General features: G+C 52.2%; 22 protein-coding genes, 1 tRNA gene and 2 pseudogenes. 9 read left to right on the top strand and 16 right to left on the bottom strand.

Annotation, left to right across the window (positions count from 1 at the left end):
* Positions 1-94: 94 nt before the first annotated feature.
* The 4 genes and pseudogenes from D8B20_RS10215 to D8B20_RS10190 form a co-directional block, all read right to left on the bottom strand.
* Positions 95-1,855 (bottom strand): annotated as a pseudogene (locus tag D8B20_RS10215) (phage N-6-adenine-methyltransferase); the annotation flags it as partial.
* 465 nt (positions 1,856-2,320) lie between these two features.
* On the bottom strand, positions 2,321-2,638 hold the full coding sequence (locus D8B20_RS10200; RefSeq protein WP_145888774.1) for a hypothetical protein: 318 nt from the start codon (positions 2,636-2,638) through the stop codon (positions 2,321-2,323).
* A 3-nt stretch (positions 2,639-2,641) separates the two neighbouring features.
* Positions 2,642-2,881, bottom strand: coding sequence for a DNA polymerase III subunit theta (locus D8B20_RS10195; protein WP_145888773.1), 240 nt, complete (start codon positions 2,879-2,881; stop codon positions 2,642-2,644).
* A complete protein-coding gene (locus D8B20_RS10190; protein ID WP_145888772.1) occupies positions 2,866-3,372 on the bottom strand; it encodes a DUF1643 domain-containing protein in 507 nt (168 codons plus the stop codon). The genes D8B20_RS10195 and D8B20_RS10190 overlap by 16 nt, the downstream gene beginning before the upstream one ends.
* Before the next feature lie 210 nt (positions 3,373-3,582).
* Between D8B20_RS10190 and D8B20_RS10185 the strand changes: the two genes are divergently transcribed.
* A protein-coding gene (locus tag D8B20_RS10185; RefSeq protein WP_145886803.1) for an IS3 family transposase occupies positions 3,583-4,703 on the top strand; the annotation gives its coding sequence in 2 pieces (ribosomal slippage) (positions 3,583-3,841 and positions 3,841-4,703; 1,122 coding nt in all).
* A 100-nt stretch (positions 4,704-4,803) separates the two neighbouring features.
* Here D8B20_RS10185 and D8B20_RS21800 read toward each other — a convergent pair.
* The 5 genes and pseudogenes from D8B20_RS21800 to D8B20_RS10165 all read right to left on the bottom strand — a co-directional run.
* The gene (locus tag D8B20_RS21800) at positions 4,804-4,929 is read right to left on the bottom strand and encodes a hypothetical protein (protein ID WP_261388020.1); all 126 of its coding nucleotides are present in this window, start codon (positions 4,927-4,929) and stop codon (positions 4,804-4,806) included.
* Positions 4,922-5,341, bottom strand: a complete 420-nt coding sequence (locus tag D8B20_RS10180) for a hypothetical protein (protein ID WP_145888771.1) — start codon at positions 5,339-5,341, stop codon at positions 4,922-4,924. The genes D8B20_RS21800 and D8B20_RS10180 overlap by 8 nt, the downstream gene beginning before the upstream one ends.
* Before the next feature lie 163 nt (positions 5,342-5,504).
* A complete protein-coding gene (locus D8B20_RS10175) occupies positions 5,505-5,735 on the bottom strand; it encodes a hypothetical protein (protein ID WP_145888770.1) in 231 nt (76 codons plus the stop codon).
* 13 nt (positions 5,736-5,748) lie between these two features.
* Positions 5,749-6,648 (bottom strand): RecT family recombinase, encoded by a 900-nt coding sequence (locus D8B20_RS10170; RefSeq protein ID WP_145888769.1) that lies wholly within the window; start codon positions 6,646-6,648, stop codon positions 5,749-5,751.
* A pseudogene (locus D8B20_RS10165) lies at positions 6,645-6,809 on the bottom strand (PD-(D/E)XK nuclease-like domain-containing protein); the annotation flags it as partial. The gene D8B20_RS10170 and the pseudogene D8B20_RS10165, both read right to left, overlap by 4 nt.
* Before the next feature lie 42 nt (positions 6,810-6,851).
* Here D8B20_RS10165 and D8B20_RS10160 point away from each other — a divergent pair.
* The 3 genes from D8B20_RS10160 to D8B20_RS10150 are packed head-to-tail and all read left to right on the top strand — an operon-like array spanning position 6,852 to position 8,704.
* Complete coding sequence (locus tag D8B20_RS10160) at positions 6,852-7,322, top strand: hypothetical protein (RefSeq protein ID WP_145888768.1); 471 nt, start codon at positions 6,852-6,854, stop codon at positions 7,320-7,322.
* A gap of 13 nt (positions 7,323-7,335) precedes the next feature.
* Positions 7,336-7,701 carry an NlpC/P60 family protein gene (locus tag D8B20_RS10155; RefSeq protein WP_145890519.1) on the top strand — a complete coding sequence of 122 codons (366 nt, stop codon included), beginning with the start codon at positions 7,336-7,338 and terminating at the stop codon, positions 7,699-7,701.
* Positions 7,688-8,704, top strand: coding sequence for a hypothetical protein (locus D8B20_RS10150; RefSeq protein ID WP_261388019.1), 1,017 nt, complete (start codon positions 7,688-7,690; stop codon positions 8,702-8,704). Before D8B20_RS10155 ends, D8B20_RS10150 begins: the two co-directional genes overlap by 14 nt.
* A 180-nt stretch (positions 8,705-8,884) precedes the next feature.
* Here the strand turns inward: D8B20_RS10150 and D8B20_RS10145 are convergent, their stop codons facing one another.
* Genes D8B20_RS10145 through D8B20_RS22040 form a run of 3 tightly spaced genes read right to left on the bottom strand, consistent with a single transcriptional unit; the run spans position 8,885 to position 11,556 of the window.
* Positions 8,885-10,177 (bottom strand): hypothetical protein, encoded by a 1,293-nt coding sequence (locus tag D8B20_RS10145; protein ID WP_145888767.1) that lies wholly within the window; start codon positions 10,175-10,177, stop codon positions 8,885-8,887.
* 10 nt (positions 10,178-10,187) lie between these two features.
* Positions 10,188-10,466 carry a hypothetical protein gene (locus D8B20_RS10140; protein ID WP_145888766.1) on the bottom strand — a complete coding sequence of 93 codons (279 nt, stop codon included), beginning with the start codon at positions 10,464-10,466 and terminating at the stop codon, positions 10,188-10,190.
* Between the two features lies 1 nt (position 10,467).
* Positions 10,468-11,556 carry an acyltransferase family protein gene (locus D8B20_RS22040; RefSeq protein ID WP_222433862.1) on the bottom strand — a complete coding sequence of 363 codons (1,089 nt, stop codon included), beginning with the start codon at positions 11,554-11,556 and terminating at the stop codon, positions 10,468-10,470.
* 243 nt (positions 11,557-11,799) lie between these two features.
* Between D8B20_RS22040 and D8B20_RS10135 the strand changes: the two genes are divergently transcribed.
* Positions 11,800-12,048 (top strand): hypothetical protein, encoded by a 249-nt coding sequence (locus D8B20_RS10135; RefSeq protein ID WP_145888765.1) that lies wholly within the window; start codon positions 11,800-11,802, stop codon positions 12,046-12,048.
* Here the strand turns inward: D8B20_RS10135 and D8B20_RS10130 are convergent.
* The gene (locus tag D8B20_RS10130) at positions 12,045-13,154 is read right to left on the bottom strand and encodes an acyltransferase family protein (RefSeq protein WP_145888764.1); all 1,110 of its coding nucleotides are present in this window, start codon (positions 13,152-13,154) and stop codon (positions 12,045-12,047) included. The genes D8B20_RS10135 and D8B20_RS10130 overlap by 4 nt on opposite strands.
* 382 nt (positions 13,155-13,536) lie before the next feature.
* On the opposite strand from D8B20_RS10130, the gene D8B20_RS10125 reads away from it, so the two are divergent.
* Together D8B20_RS10125 and D8B20_RS10120 are read left to right on the top strand one after the other, a co-directional pair.
* A complete protein-coding gene (locus tag D8B20_RS10125) occupies positions 13,537-13,776 on the top strand; it encodes a hypothetical protein (protein WP_145888763.1) in 240 nt (79 codons plus the stop codon).
* The gene (locus D8B20_RS10120; protein WP_145888762.1) at positions 13,773-14,021 is read left to right on the top strand and encodes a phage repressor protein; all 249 of its coding nucleotides are present in this window, start codon (positions 13,773-13,775) and stop codon (positions 14,019-14,021) included. The genes D8B20_RS10125 and D8B20_RS10120 overlap by 4 nt, the downstream gene beginning before the upstream one ends.
* A 247-nt stretch (positions 14,022-14,268) precedes the next feature.
* Here D8B20_RS10120 and D8B20_RS10115 read toward each other — a convergent pair.
* A tRNA-Ser gene (locus D8B20_RS10115) sits at positions 14,269-14,356 on the bottom strand.
* 242 nt (positions 14,357-14,598) lie between these two features.
* On the opposite strand from D8B20_RS10115, the gene phoA reads away from it, so the two are divergent.
* A complete protein-coding gene (gene phoA / locus D8B20_RS10110) occupies positions 14,599-16,008 on the top strand; it encodes an alkaline phosphatase (RefSeq protein ID WP_145888761.1) in 1,410 nt (469 codons plus the stop codon).
* 57 nt (positions 16,009-16,065) lie between these two features.
* Here the strand turns inward: phoA and D8B20_RS10105 are convergent, their stop codons facing one another.
* Complete coding sequence (locus D8B20_RS10105; protein ID WP_145888760.1) at positions 16,066-17,235, bottom strand: YbfB/YjiJ family MFS transporter; 1,170 nt, start codon at positions 17,233-17,235, stop codon at positions 16,066-16,068.
* An 87-nt stretch (positions 17,236-17,322) separates the two neighbouring features.
* Between D8B20_RS10105 and D8B20_RS10100 the strand changes: the two genes are divergently transcribed.
* Positions 17,323-18,126 carry a helix-turn-helix transcriptional regulator gene (locus D8B20_RS10100; RefSeq protein ID WP_145888759.1) on the top strand — a complete coding sequence of 268 codons (804 nt, stop codon included), beginning with the start codon at positions 17,323-17,325 and terminating at the stop codon, positions 18,124-18,126.
* A 50-nt stretch (positions 18,127-18,176) separates the two neighbouring features.
* Here the strand turns inward: D8B20_RS10100 and gap are convergent, their stop codons facing one another.
* Positions 18,177-19,187, bottom strand: a complete 1,011-nt coding sequence (gap, locus tag D8B20_RS10095; RefSeq protein ID WP_145888758.1) for a type I glyceraldehyde-3-phosphate dehydrogenase — start codon at positions 19,185-19,187, stop codon at positions 18,177-18,179.
* Positions 19,188-19,196 lie beyond the last annotated feature (9 nt).

Genomic DNA, 19,196 nt, shown 5'->3' with positions numbered 1-19,196 from the left:
CGCGCTCGTCTGCTGGCTCCCGGTCGGACAGTAACTTCCTTCCGATCGCCATCAGCGTGTCGCGTGAGACATACCCGGTAATGCCAAAATCAGAGGCGAACGGATTCCAGATCAGCAGCATCGATCCTTTGTTGTTGCCGTTGACCGGTTTGCCTGTATCGGCCCTTATAAAGGAAAGACGACCGTCGATAATGAAACGCACCTCGGTGCATGAACCGCGCGCCAGGCTAAACCAGCCGACAGACGTATCGGCGGGAACAAGCATCACGGTGCCGATCCCTTTACGGCATTCCTCCGCGGCTTTCTTCACCCAGGGAGAAATGTCGCTATAGGGCGGATTGCACCAGGCAAACCCGATTGGCAGACGCCCGGCCCAGTCCTGCGCCAGCGCATCATCCTGTTCGGTGAAGTAAACCGGCAGCAGGTGGTTTTGCGCACTGGCGGCCACATCAGCCACAAAGCGGAAATCGCGGTTTAGCGCAGCGAAAATCTCTGGTGGTGTCTGCCAGCTGTCGCGGTGTTCGGGCGGGGTGGTGCTGCCGCCATAATCGCCAATAGTTTTCACTATCGGCAGGGCAGCGGCTATGCGTTCGCCTATCCATCGCATTACCGGCACGGCCATGCTGTTACCAATGGCGCGGTAGCGCGGGCCATCCGGGCAGTCAGTAGCGTCTTTGCCACGCCATGAAATCAGAGTGTGATCATCCGGGAAGCCCTGAAGGCGCTCGCATTCTACTGGCGTTAATCGACGAACTTGCATACCCCACCCAATCGCACCAACGCCCATTCCCGCACGTCCGCCGTTTGGAGTCAGAAGCGCGTTAGACGTGCCGTCGTTACTCACCTCAACGCTAGAACCCTCTGCGCGCCCTCGGATTGCGATAGTGAACGGTTCGGAAATAATCGCTGGCATTCCCTGCCCAGGCTTTCCACCGCCGGTAGAAAGTGGGCCGGTAATATTTCCATCGCCATTTTGGAAGCGCAGTTCGCCACGGCTATTTTCTGCAAACGCCAGAGCGAAAGTTTCTACATCAAAATCCTGTCGTTGCCCCTTTGCCGTAAGGCATGCTGCCACGTCAATGCTCCCGGATGTGTTTCCGCCGCCAAAAGCGATCAGGTGTCCTGCTTGTCCTTGGTTGTCGTCTGCGCCACACGTTCCAACGCCGTTTTCAGTAAGGGCGGCAACCGACGATTGCGGTTCGCGGCGCGGCGGAGTATCCCGGCGCATGCCTTCGAACTCAAAAAGTACCGCTGCGGGATCAAATCCGTTTCGAGCACTTGCGACAACGAACACACGTTTGCGGCGTTGTGCCACTCCGAAAAATTGAGCGTCAAGCACTCGCCAGGCGACAATGCGCGCGGGTCCATACACACAACCAGCGTTTGACCATTTTCCCCCTGGCGCGAGCAATTCACTGCTTTCTCCGGCAAGACCTGCAAGAAAGCATCCGAAGGCGTTGTCTTTACTGCTGAGGACGCCTGGGACGTTTTCCCAGACGATAAGGGCAGGTGGCTGATTATTGTCGTTTCGTCGCGTGTCGATTGCATTGGCTAATTCCACGAATGAAAGAGTTAACTGGCCGCGCGCGTCTTCGAGCCCGTTTCGAAGACCGGCCACTGAAAAGGCCTGGCAAGGTGTCCCCCCAACCAGAATATCCGGGGCTTCCACTTCGCCAGCAGCAATCCGCGCTGCGATGGCTGTCATGTCACCCAGGTTACTCACTTCAGGCCAGTGGTGCGCCAGCACGGCAGAGGGGAAAGGTTCTATTTCACTGAACCATGCAGGTTTCCAGCCCAGTGACTCCCAGGCAACACTGGCAGCCTCTATGCCACTGCAAACAGAGCCGTATTTCACTGTCTTATCTCCTTATCTACCTGCCGCACATAGAAGGACAGCCAGCGCTTCGCTGGAAATGTGCCTGGCGGGAGGCATTGAACGGTTTTAGCGTGTTTGTCGAGAAGGGTAGTTATGATGCGGTCGTGTTCTGACTTGGGCCTGCCATCTATGGCTTTGAGGATTTCGCTCCTGCACTTACGCGCTACGGCCCTTAGTGCGTTTTCAGTTTGCGGCGTCATGCCACCTTTTGGTTGCGAAGAGCATGCTGTATGCGCTCATGGTCAGTTCGGCATTCATCGCTGCAAAAATGCCCCTTATCTATTGGCTCCTCGCAGTAATGGCATTCACCTGTGTAAGTCATCTGAGGAACAGGCCGGTTCGCCAGCGCCAGTGCTATAAGCTGCTGCTCGCGTTCTGCTGCTTCATCTGCTGGGTCTGGAAAATTCATGGTTATCTCCAATGTTCAGGCAATAAAAAACCGCCTCAGTGGGCGGCTTCTGCGGTTTTCTTGGCTTCATATTTTCGTCGTATATCAATCATCCTGATGTAAAAGTCATACAACTCTTTGCGCATACGCTGCTTCATTTCATCAGGCAATACTTCCTGTGATTTTTTCCACTCATCCAACTCAGGCTTACAGATAATATAAGCTTCATCGACGACTTTTTTTGGCGGGATGTCCGTTTCAATGAAAGGGATAGTATGGTCATTCAGGCATTTAGCCTCTGGCGTTTCGAACGACCGATCATCTGCCAGTGATACCCCAGACAACAACAGCCCCAAGAATAAAATCCATTTCACAGCCTACTTCTCCTCCTTCTGATAAACCGGGGCCGTTCCCCGTGGGAACCACGTCGACTCTTCCCTGTAGAATCTCAAGCGCTCCTGAAAGTACGCCTGCAGCGCTTCCGGCTTCTGCATCTCCACTTCGTACGCAATGACAGGCATGTTCATGCGCTCTTTATAAGCAATGCCAGAAGCCGCTAAATCGAGGTTCATCCTGTCGCTCTCTTCTTTGCTGCGTACTGCTATATTGTGAGACATGTTGGCTTGTATTCCCATGGGATAAGCTTTGTTGAGCCAGCTAACATCAAAGGATGCCTTGGATCACCCGTTGCCGTAAGCCCGAATGAGTAAACCGGCTTTCCTGAAGAAAGAAGTAATCTCAACATGCTATCTAAGTGCTGACGCAAATTTTGAGGAAGTTTATTTCTGCTGCCCCAGCAAGGGACTAATATATCTGCCTCATCAATGATTTGGTTAAGATAAAATTTATGCTCTAAGCCGAAGCAATCATTAGTTGACGCTAACTTACGGACATTTGTGGAGCGATAGGAAAATACATTCCCTACTATAAATCGCTTTCCTTGATGACTCAGAGTAAAACTGCGCATTCTTATTACGGTGTTATCGTCTATAGATGCGTCTGCATATGAAGGATTTACTCCAAAATAAGCGATAACCTTACCTTCAGCGGCGACTTCTCGATCTAACCTATATCGGTATTGATTACATGGGCTTATAACTGCGTTCATTAGTTTGCCGATTGCTGTGTTTTTATTGCTTGTACCTCATTACCTCTACGCATTCAAGTGTTGCTAACGGCTTTCTTTTACGCTCTTGCTCCCACGCTTTAGCCATGAAATCTTTTCTAAAGTGTATCACTGGAGCTTGTGACCTGCTCCCCGTTGATTAATACACCGTGATGTTAGTAATGTCTTCATAAGTCACATGAGGACGTCCCCATGAAGAAGCGATTTTCCGACGAACAGATCATCAGTATTCTCCGCGAGGCAGAAGCCGGGGTTTCGGCCCGGGAACTCTGCCGCAAGCATGCTATTTCAGACGCCACCTTCTACACCTGGCGCAAGAAGTTTGGCGGCATGGAAGTCCCCGAAGTGAAGCGGCTCAAGTCGCTTGAAGAGGAGAATGCCCGCCTCAAGAAGCTGCTCGCTGAAGCCATGCTGGATAAGGAGGCGCTTCAGGTGGCTCTGGGCCGAAAGTTCTGACGACAGACCAGAAGCGGGAAGCCGTGGAAGTCATGTGTGAGGCCGCAGGTCTGTCGCAACGTCGTGCCTGCAGGCTGGCAGGCTTGCCCCTGTCGACCTGCCGTTATTCGGCTCAGCGTCCGGCTGCTGACGCGTTGCTGTCCCTACGCATTACAGAGCTGGCACTTGAACGCCGCCGCTTTGGCTACCGGCGCATCTGGCAGTTACTGCGCCGGGAAGGCCTTCACGTCAACCACAAGCGGGTATACCGCATCTATCATCTCAACGGCCTGGGTGTAAAGCGCAGGCGACGCCGCAAGGGGCTGGCGACTGAGCGGCTTCCGCTTCTTCGTCCGGATGCGCCGAACCTGACATGGTCAATGGATTTTGTCATGGATGCTCTTGCCAGCGGCCGCCGGGTTAAGTGTCTGACCTGCGTGGATGATTTCACGAAGGAGTGTCTGACGATCACCACGGCATTCGGGATTACAGGCGTTCAGGTGACACGCATTCTGGACAGCATTGCGCTGTTTCGTGGCTATCCTGCAACGATAAGAACTGATCAGGGTCCGGAGTTTACCTGCCGTGCGCTGGATCAATGGGCCTTTGAACATGGTGTTGAGTTGCGCTTAATCCAGCCAGGCAAGCCAACGCAGAACGGATTTATTGAGAGCTTCAATGGCCGCTTCCGGGATGAATGTCTGAATGAACACTGGTTCAGCGATATTCTTCATGCCCGGGAAATCATTAATGACTGGCGGCAGGATTATAACGAGTGTCGACCACATTCATCTCTGGATTACCAGACGCCAGCTGAATTTGCAGCAGGCTGGCGAGACGGGAAATATGAAGAAAAACCAACCGACATTACTAACTGAAGGTTGTATCTAATCCTGGGGGCAGGTCACTTGCTCGAAAGCGATATAGGCCTCCTCATGACAGTTGGTGCTGTAGCCGGAAGATTTCCGGGAGCCGCAGTTATCGCAATGTCCACTCATCTTCATCTCCTGTGCCGCCGAGCGACCTGATGCGCCAAACATCGCTGAGCGCAGGCAACAAAAAACCGCCCGGAGGCGGCTTAAAAGTTTTAATCAGATCAATCATCGTAACCGGCAACCTGACGCAGCGTCCGCTTAGGCGAATCACCAGGTCGGCGGGGATGGTTTTCATGATTGCTGCTTCGGATGGATGCAACAACCTGCAGAGTTAAGCGTAGGGTTTCCGCTTTTTCAATCGAAAGAGGATCAAGCTCACCTTTGTCGATCATGTTGCTGATATCTTTCAGCATATCCTCTGCATAACTCAGGTAATCGTCTTCTTCGATGACCTTCTGGTGGAAAACTTCATCCAGGTTAGTGAGGTTTTCGTTCAGCAAGTCTACCTCTGAATTGAGGCGGGTATTTTCTTCATACAGCTCCTCATACGCTGCCTGGTTTTGTACTGCCTGATCAGCCATTTCCTTCAGCTGGTTTACGCTATCGATAGCCTGTTGTGCTAATTGAGTTGTGTCAGCCATATTTGATTCCTTATATATGAAATTACCAAATCGTTTTTATTGGCCTACAGCGATTAAAACCATTTATCGTCAGCAGGTTATGTGCTTGCCTTACATAAGCACATTACGCTCTAACAAAGATAATTAACAGCAAAATACTGTTTATATGTACAGTGTTTTTGTGTCATAAATTTGATTTAGTGCCGGTGATAACTTTGCTTCGCTCTTCCAGAAAACGTATACGGCTGCGGCTGGCCCGCTGGCGTACAGATTCGTATGAGCGGTTAAGCTTCCGGGCTATAACTTTGGGTGGGGTGGTTGCTGCAAGCTCTTTCAGTTGCTCTAACTCGTCTACTGTCCAGCGACGGCCGAGGCTGATTTGGTTACCACGGCGCTTATAGTCGGATGTTTGCATACTCCTCCCAGAGTCAGACTGCCGCCTCGTCCAGCTCCGCTTTGCGCAGCAGGTAAACATCGGTGGCTTTTTCGAGTGTTTCAGCCTCATTCGCCAGTATGCGTGCCGCGTATTTGTAGCAGCGGTCCAGACCGGCAACGTTTTCCGCTTCAGCTGCAGCAGTGGTGAAATCAGCAAGCAGTTCATCCGGCGTGCGCGCTGGCGCACTGGTGTTCGTCGCCGGGTTAATTTCGCGCTCGGGCTGCTGTGCTTCGGGCTTGCTGTTGATCAGGTTGTTCAGATCTGCACGGCTGCGCGCCGGGGTGACGTCGCGTTCCGCGCGCTGCGCTGGCTCAAACTCATCCGGGGTGTAAACGCCGAGGATGACGTCAGGGCAGTAGAGGCGCGCCCAGTATTTGACGGCCAGATAAGCCAGCTGCTGCTTTGGCGCCGTTTTCCAGAGCGGGGAGTTACGCGTGGTGACGTACTCCAGAAACAGCGGCTCGCCCCAGGTGATTTCCGTCTCGCCGCGCAGCACGGCACCGACCCGTACAAACAGGCCGCGTTCATTCGCCGCGTTAGCCGCTCCGGGCTTGAACTTCTCCCAGTCGCCACCGTACTCATATTTGAAGCGACCCTGTACGGCCGTAGAGCTGGTGATGACGGCGTTTACCAGTTGTGTCTCGTAACCCAGCGTGCCGTTTACGAGATGCGTTTTCTGCGCTACCGCGTAGGGGTTCATTCCCCACTGCGCAGCCTGCAGCGCGATAGCGAGGCAGTCCGCCGGCTTGCCCGCCAGGTGGGCCGGGACGCTGGCTTTTCCCAGCGCCATAACCTCAGCGAACGCCTGCAGCTTCTGCAAACCGCTCGGGCTGAAGATTGCCGCTTTAGTGTCGGCCTCGTTGACCGGCGCGTGCGTTATTTCGTTGCTCATGCGTAATCCTTCCTTTTGGCCCAGTCCGGGCGCGTGATTTCTTCGATGCCGCCCCAGTTACCGGTCAGCATGCATTCGTGATAGGTATTCAGGTCTCGGCGGAAGAGGTCATAGCCCACGGCAACATCGTCCTCCTGCAGCTGGAAAGTGCGCACCGGGTATCCAGATAATCGTGATCCAGAGTCTCTGCCGAGGGTGCCCTGATGCCGTCATTCAGAGAATATAAGCAACAGCGGCCGACGCGCGGTTTGTATGACACGTTGACCTTTTATCACCCGTCATTCGGTTATGTGCGCCTCGTCGATAAGCAGTTCTACAACAAAACGCTCGGCGGCGTGGTTTACCAGCCTGCAAGGTTTGAAGTTGAGGAAAGCCAGCAGAGCGGCATACCAGTAATCGATGTGACTGTAAAACTTGGCCGCGTATCGTCCTACGTCAAAGCTCTAATGAAGCAATGGAAGGGTGCATCACGCTTAACAGCGATCACTGTCACTCGGCAGATATTTGACAGTGGCGACGTGTCAGTACCGATTAAATCATGGCAACTGTACGTCAAAACGGTGGATATCGATGCGGAAAGCGCCTCCGTTACGCTGTCCGTTACCAACCCACTCAATAACAACGTTGGCCGCCTTTATGACTCGCGAGAATACACCGGACTGCAGTACCTCTGATTTTATTGCGCGCATGATCGGCGTGCCATGGGCGAACCGTGCCTGCACGACTGATGCCGTGGACTGCTGGGGGCTGGTGGTTCTCTACTACCGGCAGGTGCTAGGGATTGAACTGCACCAGACGCCTGACTACGAATCCGGCGCTGACTTCTTCACCTGCTATCAAGGTGACGTGGTTTTCTGGCAGCAGGTGCCGCATCCTGCAGAGAGCGGGATATTCGTTGGCTATACCGGTGCGCAGCCGGCACATGTTGGGCTGATTCTCCAGCGTCAGGCGCTACACTCGCGAGGCGAAAACGGTAGCGTAAGACAGGATTCACTAATGCTGATCCAGCGGGCATTCACTAAAGTGGAGTACTTCAGATATGGCGCTGGTTGAGCTGCAGCGATTTCCCGGAACGCCGAAAGAGCGTTACAGGGTGCCTAACGGCACCTTTTTTTATGCCTGGCTGACAGAGAATGACACCGCGCTGCACCGTGACGTGCTTATTGTGCGTAATGGCGTGAAACTGGAAGAGGATGACGAGCTGAATTTCGAGCTGTCAGAGCTGGACCACATTCAGATATTCGATCAGCCAAAAGGGGTAGTAGGCGACATCCTGAGCCCAATATTTAAGGTTGTTGGGCAGGTATTTTCTTTTCTGATGCCCAAGCCCGCCATTGCTAACAACGGTGGAAACTCTGTCGACTCGCCGAACAATTCTCTGACCGGACAGACAAACACCGCGCGCGTTTATAAAGCCAAGCCGGACATTTACGGTCAGGTACGCTCATTCCCGGATCTTATTCAGGAGTCGGTGTTCGAGTATGTATCCCAGACAGCCACTGACGGCGGCCTGAAGTACGTTACGGAGTGGATGTGCATCGGTATCGGTAGCTATGACTTCGATTCAGTGCGCTATTCTGAGTCCAGCCTCGGGTCGTTAGCTGGTGCCGAATATCAGGTTTATCAGCCTGGAGAGGTAATTCCTCAGATCGTCGAGGGCTACGGCTTTGATGATGTGGACGGGCAGGAGGTGCCGGGGCAGAACGAAGCCAGCGACTTTCCGATCCAGTCCGCCACCGCTAATAAAGTTGTTAGCGGAAGTTATTCCGGCGGTCAGATGGCGATAAAGATCGTAAAGCAGGCCGAGTTCGACTACTTCAAAAATCTGGTCCTGCCACACGCGGTTACTTTCACAATTAACGTAACGTACAGCACGGCATCCGGGAGCGTGACAACTGACGCAACCTTTTCAGGGTCGCTGGTATCAGCCGTGGAAACGAACGACGGCGCGGTGACAAATCCGGTACGATGGTACACCTTCACCTTCACCTTCAGCCAGCTGGAGGGGCAGCAGGACATCCCGGCAAATGCCACGATCAATACCACAGGAAGTTAAGGACCTTATGGATAAATGGGGATAGATGATTTTGGCGGATATGTTGAAGGCGAGGATGGAACTCTAGGCTTACGTTATGAACAATTTGTAAGCCCAATTATCAAATCACTACAGCAAATAGCGGATCGACTTGAAAGCCTTGAGGCGAAATAAGTGAAAAGGGGGCTTTGCCCCCTTATTTTATCGCTTAACTAAACGCCTGATCTCAGCAACCTGACGACGCAGAGAAAAGATTTGAAGCAACATAAATACGAAGACGACCAGTAAAACAATACCCACTGGTATCCCCACTTTCATAAGGTTAAAGCCCTTAAACCAAACGCTTCCACCCACACCAAAGCGCCATACTGGCTCGCCATTAGGCGCAGCAATTGTGAGTCCTTCCTGTCCCGGCTGAATGAATAGTTCGCGGCCTTTGGAGTAAATCTGTCCGCCATCATAATGTGTAAAGCTGATGCCCGTTTTCGGACCTTCAGAATTTATTTTGATGGCACTGTCTGAATAATGCGTCTGCTCGAAGTCAAGACCAGTCTTACCCGCCGGGGTAGCTGAGTAAATGAGGGTGGAGTCTGGGTTCAGGGAGTTATAAGCAATAATCCCGTAATGCCACGTCCCGCGGCGTTCCCCAGGCTTTTTCGAAATGTCATCTGAATCTTCAGAGCGCAGCTCAATAGCTGCGGTGTTAGTTTTGCCGAAGCCAACAATCTGCATGCCAGACTTAGACAGAGGTCGACCGATTTTTTCGGAAATCTGGCCGTTCGGCAAGCCGCCATTTAGCACGTCAATTTCAAGGCCGACCAGTTGAGCGTCAAAGTCTTTATCTTCAAAAGATGGCGTTCCTTCTGGTACATATTTATCCCAGTGAACAGGCCAGGAGCGAGCTGACAGGAATCCGCCCCACGTTTTAGCTCCGGGGTAGAAGGCACCACTATCGCCCCAGATAGATACGCCGTTTACTGTTGGGGAGAATGTCCACACTTCACTGAGGAAGTTCTGGTAGTGGTTGTGCGAATTGGAGTATTCGTGAGAATCCTGATGCCGGTTAGGGTTGTCAGCATTAGCGACCATTGGCTCGCCTTTCCATGACTCAACCTTGGCATCGTAAGGAACTACGTCACTGATGACGAAATTTTTTCCCAGACCTACACCAAGATTACTATATTGGGGCCACAAACCTTCCAGTCGCGGATGATTTCCGCGCACAATATCAATGCCGCCATTGTAGCGCTGGTCAACGATGCGGGTCTTATCGTTAGGCCTTACCGGCATTTCACCGCGCGGAACGTCAGGCGCAAGGATGATAGTCCCTCCGCTTTTATTGGCCTCAGTGATTGCTTCTGGTAAGTCTGCATAGTTGGAAGCAGTTATGGTCGTCGTTTTACCAAGAATGGTTTCTTGGTAATCGAGGGCATTCGCTGATAACGATGCCATAAAGGCCAAAGAGGCAAGAAGTGCCTTAATCCGATTTTTCACCTTAACTCCATTAGTAGCGCTTAAATTTTAAGCCATTGTCGCAGGACCACTCCTTAGGTAAAGGATTGGTGGCAAGGCGACCGCCATGCTCATCGCTTCCATTGCCATCATCAAGCTGGGAGGAAATGTAGCAATTATTATCTAGGGAATACTCCTTCCATTTGCGCTGCTCGTCAAAATTTTGCACGATCAACTGCCAAAGTATACACGTCAAAGCCAAGATAAATAAATACAAGATCGCCTTACCGCATCGCTTCGCAACTGCGAGGTGTGCAGAGTTTACAAGCATGTTAGTTTGCCTCATTTGTTTGCTTATCCCTTATCCATGTCATTATCATATGGATAAAGTTAAAATGCACGAAAAATAGAGGTATCAGCACCCCCGATAGAACGTAAACGCACATTGAATATTCGTTATGGAAATGATCAAACACCCCGTAAGAGTTCAATGGTCTATGTGATTTCGTAAAAGATATGAATATATCTAAAAAAATGAAAATGCTTAGGTGCCATGTCATGATAGGGCGAGTGTTCTTCCCTATCATTATAATAATACTCTCTCTTCGCAATGCATTTGAAAAGACGTTGCTTATGATAAATATTGAATATATAATCATGCAAGCGATAATCGTTGTAAGAACAAATCCGTCATTGTACTTACTCCATGACATGATCATTGGCGTAGCTTTAAAAATATCGATTATTGCAGGCAAAAGTATAGAAATAAAAAGTAAAATACTCAAAGAACGGACGGAGAAGATCACTCTCCTTAATAAGTATCCAAATAGCACGTACATTGATCCGCACATGACCTGAGCCAGAATGTTATATATTTGATTTTTTGTTGCGTTGTAGTCATGCGATAATACGGATATGGAAATAAAACCAAAAAATATAGAAATCAAAAATATGGAAACTTTTTTTGTTTTCGTTGTTATCCGCGACCTGTTCAATATTAAAACTATTACACTGCATAATGCTATTGCCAATGTGTAAGCAACAAGGAACCATGCAACCAAGAATAGTTGATTGTTATGCATATTCTGTGAATATGCTGCTTTGATGTTGCCAAATAAACCAGGTGCGAAGGGGTTAGGGAAAGAATTAAGTCCCAAGTGAATTAATCCAATAGTAATTACACCTATAATAATGTACCTTGTTACAAGATATATTGCGTTGGATTTGATTACTTTCATAATATAAATGGAATCAGCTTTGTCTCGCAGGGTAATGCCACCAATGAAAAAAAATAGTGGCATGTGAAAGTAATAGGGCTTATAAACCGTCAAGAAGTCAGCATAGTGACCTAAAACTACAGCGATTATTCCAATAGCCTTCACTATATATAAAGAATTACTTTCATCACCAGTGAGTTGCATCAGTTGCTGTCTCGCAATTATCAAAAGCCGCCAGGTGCAATGCGGCTAACCGTGTCATGGTTAAGACATTATATGCATGACGTGATGAAAGCGTTAAGAAGAACTTATGACTTAGGGTGATTTTTATGGAGCAACGCAAGGTTTACAGAAGTCACCGCGAAAATTGTGGAAGATTACGACGAGTACGTCCGACGATTTGAGCGTCAGGAAAAGCACATTTAAGGCAGGGGGCATTCTCAATAAATGGTGGCGGCTCATTTACCGGCGAGGCTGGTGCAAATGGGTTGTCATAATTTGGTAGTTTTCATAATGAGAGTCGCAATTATATCTCAAGGCGAAATTCTATCTGTTGCGCTTAGTGAAGATGATAGTCTTGAATTGCCAGCGCAATACAGTGCCGTGAGCCTTCCTAATGATAGCCAGGTTGGCCCACAATTTAAATATGATGAAAAATATGGAAAATTTACCGCACCTCCAGATGCATCTATCTAGTTCGTCTCGCTTCTTTTAAGCATTAAAATCTTGACGATTCTTATTAGTTTTCGCTCGAACACCCGGTACGAGATATCTGATGCTATGGATGTTAACACAATGAACATGGTTAACATAAGTATTGTTCCTGATGTTGAGTTGTAGAAGTCAGCTGATGTGTTGATAAATATAAACTTTGATATTAAGTGTATAATCGCGTAATGACACAAATATACTGAATAAGATCTCTCTCCTATCCACACAAGCAACCTACCTACAACCCCATTGCTTAAGATGGGTTTTCCTATCGCAGACATAAGGATTAATGCTGAAAGCGCACTAATAACAGGTATCACATAGTGATCTTCAAATAGATAAGGGATAAACAGAAAAATTAACAAGCTTATGATTACGCATGGCAATCTTAAGTTGTTAATTATTTTTATCTTATCTATATGATAGTAAGTGATAGCCCCCAGCATGAATGCTCCTGGCCTAAACCACCAAATATACTCAGTATTTTGCCTTTCATTGGTTGGCATCAACAATGATGCTAGAACTATGAAAACAAAAGCAATTTGTGATTTGTTTTTACTGAGAGTAAAAATTGATAGGGAAATGATAAGATATAGTTGCCATTCAAGCGACAAGGACCAAGTAACAGCGAACATGTCGGACATATCCTGCGGCCCAAGCGAAATTCTGTTTACTACACCATGCGACCAGTATATGTTTGCATATCCTAATAATGTTGACTTTATTAAAGGCGTTAGGTTTTCGGGATTGGGAAACCATCGCTCATTAGCATAGGATGTGACAACAACATAAACCAACACCCAAAAAATCAAGGCCGGCATCAATCTGAATATTCGTCTAATCCAAAAGTTGAGGTACGTGCTTATATTCTTGCCGCTTTTGGAAATATCTCTATTTAATGTCATGCACATTAAAAAACCAGATATAGCAAGGAATATATCAACCCCTGACCATACGGTGATATACTTGAATGACTCCTCATAAAAAGACGGCATTGGGAATCTACCTTTAATATGGGCATATATGACCATTAAAATGGCAATCCCTCTCAATGCCTGGATATCCATGTTCTTATTTTCATTTTCAAGCATTGAATATTTCCACTTTATCTGACATAAGGATTTGAATTTAAATTGAACATACAGGCCATGATAGCCCACATTGCCCTTAGGTAATAGTCTGAGTTCTAGCTATCACGCTACCTAAATTCCCTTTCCCGCCAATCCCTTCCCACATACCGAAACCCATGCATCAGATATAAAAAAGCCCCGGCGACGGGGCAGAGGTAGACCGCGCCGATCTGAGCAGGCTACGGGGTGGGGGTGGCTAAAGCTTAACCGCCTGCGCTTTGCTTATCCAGACCTAACTACGGCACCAGTACAGGCTTTACAAAAATCAGAACCGCAGCGGCTTGCCAAAAACACACCTCAATATTACTGCGTTTATATACAGTAATTTTCTTAAGGCACACTTATGCCACGAGATTATGAAATCACCACAGCTTTCAAAGATGCGATCAAGCTGGACGCCAAAAGCCGGCGGATAGTGACAACCAACGACTTTCGGCTAGCTCTCGAAAAGTACAACCATCACTGGCCTCTGGAGGAGTGCAACTGGTGGATTAAGCGCTATCAGACATTCTTCTTCGAACTCGTCACGGATGGTGGAGAGAACAAGACGTGGGCCCTGCGCAACATAGGGTATGTGAGATGAGCGCTTTCCGCATTGAGACTCCTGACGGTTTCGTCATCGTTGACATCGGCGTCAAGATGAAACCTGGCGACGATGTGGCGTTCCAGTACGACGGTTACCCGATGGTGGGAAAACTGTTCGCTTCTGGCCTAATAACTCAGGATGGCGAGACGATCGACGGGGAGGGGCTGGAGGGCATCATCGTGCTGGGTAAAGTCACCGCGACGATTTTGGAAGATGACGACGAATTCCGGCCGGCGATCTGAGCGACAGGAAAAGCACATATAAAGCAAAAGGGTGTTGCGATTGGATTGCAGTACCTTGAAATATTGCGTTGCAATTAGACACAAACAGAAAAGCCTCTGGCGTTAACCAAAGGCTTTTTCTTTGCATCTGAGATGCGCGTGCATTTCACGTGCACTTTTTTGTACTGCTTTTGTAGTTCCGTTGTCTTTATGTAGTCTTTGGATTCAGTCTACACGCGGGTTTGTCCGCTCAACGTCCTATAAATGATGGCGGTGAGGGGGGGATTCGAACCCCCGATACGTTGCCGTATACACACTTTCCAGGCGTGCTCCTTCAGCCACTCGGACACCTCACCACATTTTGTTCGCTAACCGCACTGGGTCAACGGGGCGCTACTATAGGGAGTTACCCGAAAAGGGTCAAGCGCTATTTTCTCCTTTTTTTCTATTCGCTTAAGCTCTGCGCAGATTGCTGCAACCCTGTGCGAAGTGGCGGTTCTGTCATCAAATCATTCCGGTAGTGACACAAAAGTGTCACCGCATTGTCGCAGACTTGTCCGCAGAAACATTTGTTAACTTTACGAATAAGGACGCTCAAATGAAACGCTTACCCCTGTTTACGGTCTCTCTGCTGGCTTCGCTGATTGCCACTTCCGCTGTGGCGGAGAACACCCCAACGTATTCGCGCGCCGCGACCGGCGATATCACGCAGCACGGCGGGGCGCGCCGGCTGAGCAGCGATCAAACGGAGATGCTCAAAGCGTCACTCTCCAGCGCCACCGCGAAGAATGTCATTCTGCTGATTGGCGATGGCATGGGCGATTCGGAGATCACGGCCGCACGCAACCTGGCAATGGGTGCCGGCGGCTTTTTCCCGGGCATTGATGCGCTGCCGCTCACCGGACAGTACACGCACTATTCGCTGGACAAGAAAACCCATAAACCGAATTACGTGACGGATTCCGCGGCTTCCGCCACGGCCTGGGCCACCGGCACAAAATCCTACAACGGTGCTATTGGCGTGGATGTGAAGGGGCAGGATCAGGTGACGCTGCTGGAACTGGCAAAAGCGGCAGGGAAAGCCACCGGTAACGTCTCCACCGCTGAGCTGCAGGATGCCACGCCGGCCGCGCTGATGGCGCACGTCACGTCACGCAAATGTTACGGTCCGGAAAAAACCAGCGAGCTTTGCCCGACCAACGCGCTGGAGCAGGGCGGCAAAGGATCCATCAGCGAACAGATGCTGAAAACCCGACCGGATGTCACGCTGGGCGGCGGCGCAAAAACGTTTAATGAGCTTGCCAGAGCCGGTGACTATCAGGGTAAAACCCTGCGGGAACAGGCGCAGGCACGCGGTTTCCAGCTGGTTGATAACCTCGCGTCCCTCAATGCGGTGCAGCAGGCCGACCAGAATACGCCGCTGCTGGGCCTGTTTTCTGAAGGGAATATGCCAGTGCGCTGGATCGGCCCCAAAGCCAGCTATCATGGCAACCTGGACAAGCCGGTGGTCACCTGCGAGGTCAATAAAGATCGGGCGGCTTCCGTACCGACGCTGGCGCAGATGACGCGTAAAGCGCTCGATTTACTGAGTAAAAATGACAAAGGGTTTTTCCTGCAGGTGGAAGGCGCCTCGATTGATAAGCAGGATCACGCCGCCAACCCCTGTGGTCAGATTGGCGAAACCGTGGATCTCGACGAAGCGGTACAGCAGGCGCTGGCGTTCGCCCGTGAACACGGCGACACGCTGGTGGTGGTGACCGCCGATCATGCACACAGCAGCCAGATCGTCGAAAACGGCACCAAAGCGCCGGGACTGACACAGGCACTGAACACCAAAGACGGTGCGGTCATGACGCTCAGCTACGGCAACAGTGAAGAGGATTCGCAGGAACATACCGGCACGCAGCTGCGCATTGCTGCCTATGGCCCGCATGCGGCAAATGTCGTCGGCCTGACCGATCAGACCGACCTGTTCTTTACCCTGAAAAATGCGATGGGTATAGAGTAACGCCGCGGTTGCCTTTGCATCGGCCGCCCTGTGGCGGCCGGTGAGGCGCGGCCTGCTTCAGAAGCGTGTACGCAGGATGACGCTGCCGCCCGCCACCAGACCGGCAGCCGCCAGCCACAGTGCCGGCTGCAGCGAGGCGAAAAACTGCACGCTGGCCGACGAGACCAGCGGGCCAACCAGCTGTCCGCTGGCGTAACCGCAGGTCAGCACGGCAACGGTACGGGCAAGGTGTCCGCCGGCGGATTCCCGCGCCAGCCGCATCGAAAGCTGCATAATCGACAGAAACGCCAGGCCGATCACCACCGTTGCCAGCAGTAACCCGCCGGCGGTGGGCAGCAGAACCACTGTCGCTACGCCGGCCCCCTGCACCATCATGACCGCCGCCAGCGTCAGTCGGGTGTTGATCCGCGCGGCGAAAGCGATCACCAGCAGCACACCGGCAATCGCCGCCATGCCAAACAGCGGCCAGAACAGCGCCGCCTGGCCGCCCTCTGCAAACCGGCTGTGCGCCATCTGCGACAGAAACGTCGCCGGCAAAATGTAGCCAAAGCCTGCCAGCGTATAGGCCACCAGCAGCTTTTTCAGCGCCGGGCTCAGCGTGGCAGACGAGGAGGGCATACCGGCGGGCAGCGTATCGGGCAGCGCGCGCCATACACCAAGCGCGCCGGCCAGCGCCACCAGGCCATAGACCCGCCACGCCGTGTCATCCTGTACCTGCAACAGCGTCATCGCGCCGGCGAGGATGCCGGTCAGCGTAATACCCACACCCGGGCCGGTAAACACGGCGGCCGACATGCGCGGCGCCTGTTGCTGAGCCAGCACCCGCTGCGTCCATGACGTCACCAGAATCAGCGCCCAGGCACCGCCAACGCCCGCGAGAAAGCGATAAACGCTCTGCAGCAGGAAATCGCTGGTGAAGCCCGACAGCAGGGTCACCAGCGCCGTAAGCAGCAAACCGGTTTTCAGAAAGCGCGCATGATGCTGGCGCAGGCGACAGACGTGCAGGGCACCGGCCAGATAGCCAATGTAGTTCATGGCGGCCAATACGCCCGCGCTGGAGAGCGACAAATGGCCGTCAGCAATCATCAGGGGGATCTGCGGTGTCAAGGAAAAACGGCCCATGCCCATCACCACCACCAGCGTGACGATGCCGGTGAACATGGTCACCAGACGGATGCGCGCGGACGCGGTGACGGTTGGGTCAGCGAGAGAGGGTTCTGCAGACATACTTTTGCTTTACTCCGGTGTGATGCCGTAATCTTGCCGACGATAGTAAATGGCAATCAGTGAGCAAAAAATGGGGCGGTTTATCCTATGACTGACAGTCATACCCGGCGCTCAGCAGCGCGCAATCAGGATATAAAACACTTTCTGACCAACCAGCGGGCGCGGGTTGATCCGCAGCTTTACGGCTTCAGCCCGCTTAACCGCCGCGTGCCGGGGCTGCGCCGGGAAGAGGTGGCGCAGCTGGCGGCCGTCAGCGTCAGCTGGTACACCTGGCTGGAGCAGGGGCGCGATATCAGCATTTCGCTTGCCGCCGTGCAGCGCATTGGCAAAGTGCTGCAGCTTTCGGCTGCCGCGCAGCAATATCTGGAAACGCTGATTTTTGGCAATGCGCACCCGCAGCCGCTTCATCAGGAGTTGCCTGCGGAGGTGATGGCGATGGTGGATGCGCTCGATCCGCATCCGGCTTTTGTGCGCCGTGCCAATATGGATATCGTTTACTGGAACCGCGCGGCTCAGTCGCTGATCGTTGACTGGTCCACCCTGGCCTGTGAGGATCGCAACACCCTGAAACTGATGTTCCTCAGCGACGCCTACCGCACGCGTATTCATGACTGGGAACAGGCGGCACGCCAGACGCTCTCTGCTTTTCGCGCCAGCTACGCTGCCAGTAATCAGCCACAGGCGTTTGAAACCGTGATCGCGGATCTGCTGGCGCGCAGCGATGCGTTTCGCACGCTGTGGAATTATCACGACGTCAGCAAAATGGGGTCGGGCAACAAGACCATCATTGATATTGCGGGCAGGCCAAATGCCTTTACCTACACGTTGCTGCAGATCGCGCAGACGCCGGGTATGCACGTGGTGTTCTACCTGGCGCGGGACACGCCATAACCTGCGCATCCTGCTTTAGCGCGGCGGCCGCAGCGGGCCGCCGCCGCATCTTACAGCCCGCGCCGGGCCATCAGCCGTGCCAGATCCAGCAGCCGGTTTGAGAAGCCCCACTCGTTATCGTACCAGGCGAGGATTTTTACCAGATTGCCGCCAATCACCAGGGTGGAGAGCCCGTCGATGATGGACGAACGTGCATCGCCCTGATAATCGCTGGAGACCAGGGGTTCGTCACTGTAGCCCAGAATGCCCTGCAGCGGGCCCTCAGCGGCGGCCGCTTTAAATGCCGCGTTCACCTCTTCCGCCGTCACATCGCGCTTCAGCGTCACGGTAAGGTCAACAATGGATACCACCGGCACCGGCACGCGCAGCGAATAACCGGTCAGGCGTCCTTCCAGTTCCGGGATCACCCGGCCCAGCGCTTTCGCCGCACCGCTGGAGTAAGGCACAATCGACAGCGCCGCCGCACGCGCACCGCGCAGATCTTTCTCCGGCTGATCGTGCAGCGCCTGGCTGTTGGTATAAGCATGGGTGGTATTCATCAGGCCGTGCTCAATGCCAAATGCCTGATGCAGCACCTGCGCCGCCGGGGCCAGGCCGTTGGTGGTGCAGCTGCCGTTACTCACCACATAGTGCTGCTGCGGATCGTAGCGCTGGTCGTTAACGCCCATGACAATAGTCAGGTCGTCATTTTTGCCCGGGGCAGAGATAATCACGCGTTTGGCGCCGCCGTGCGTAATGTGCACTGCCGCTTTATCGCGCTCCGTGAAGAAACCGGTGGCCTCAATGACGATATCGACCCCGGCCTCGGCCCAGCGAATGCGGGACGGGTCGCGTTCACTGAAGACGCGCACGGCTTTGCCGTCAATGCGCAGCTCACCTTCGCCGGCAGAGACCTCGGCCGGCAGCCGGCCCAGCAGGGAATCGTGTTTCAGCAAATGCGCCAGCGTGCTGCTGTCGGTCAGGTCGTTGATGGCGACGATCTCGATATCGTCGCTGCCGAGTGCGGCGCGGAAGACGTTACGTCCGATACGGCCAAAACCGTTAATGCCTGCCTTAATCATGACTGACTC

Origin of the sequence: Candidatus Pantoea soli, from assembly GCF_007833795.1 — a bacterium.
GTDB lineage: Bacteria > Pseudomonadota > Gammaproteobacteria > Enterobacterales > Enterobacteriaceae > Pantoea > Pantoea soli.
Note: the sequence above shows the minus strand (reverse complement) of the source record. Positions and strands in the feature narration are given on the sequence as shown.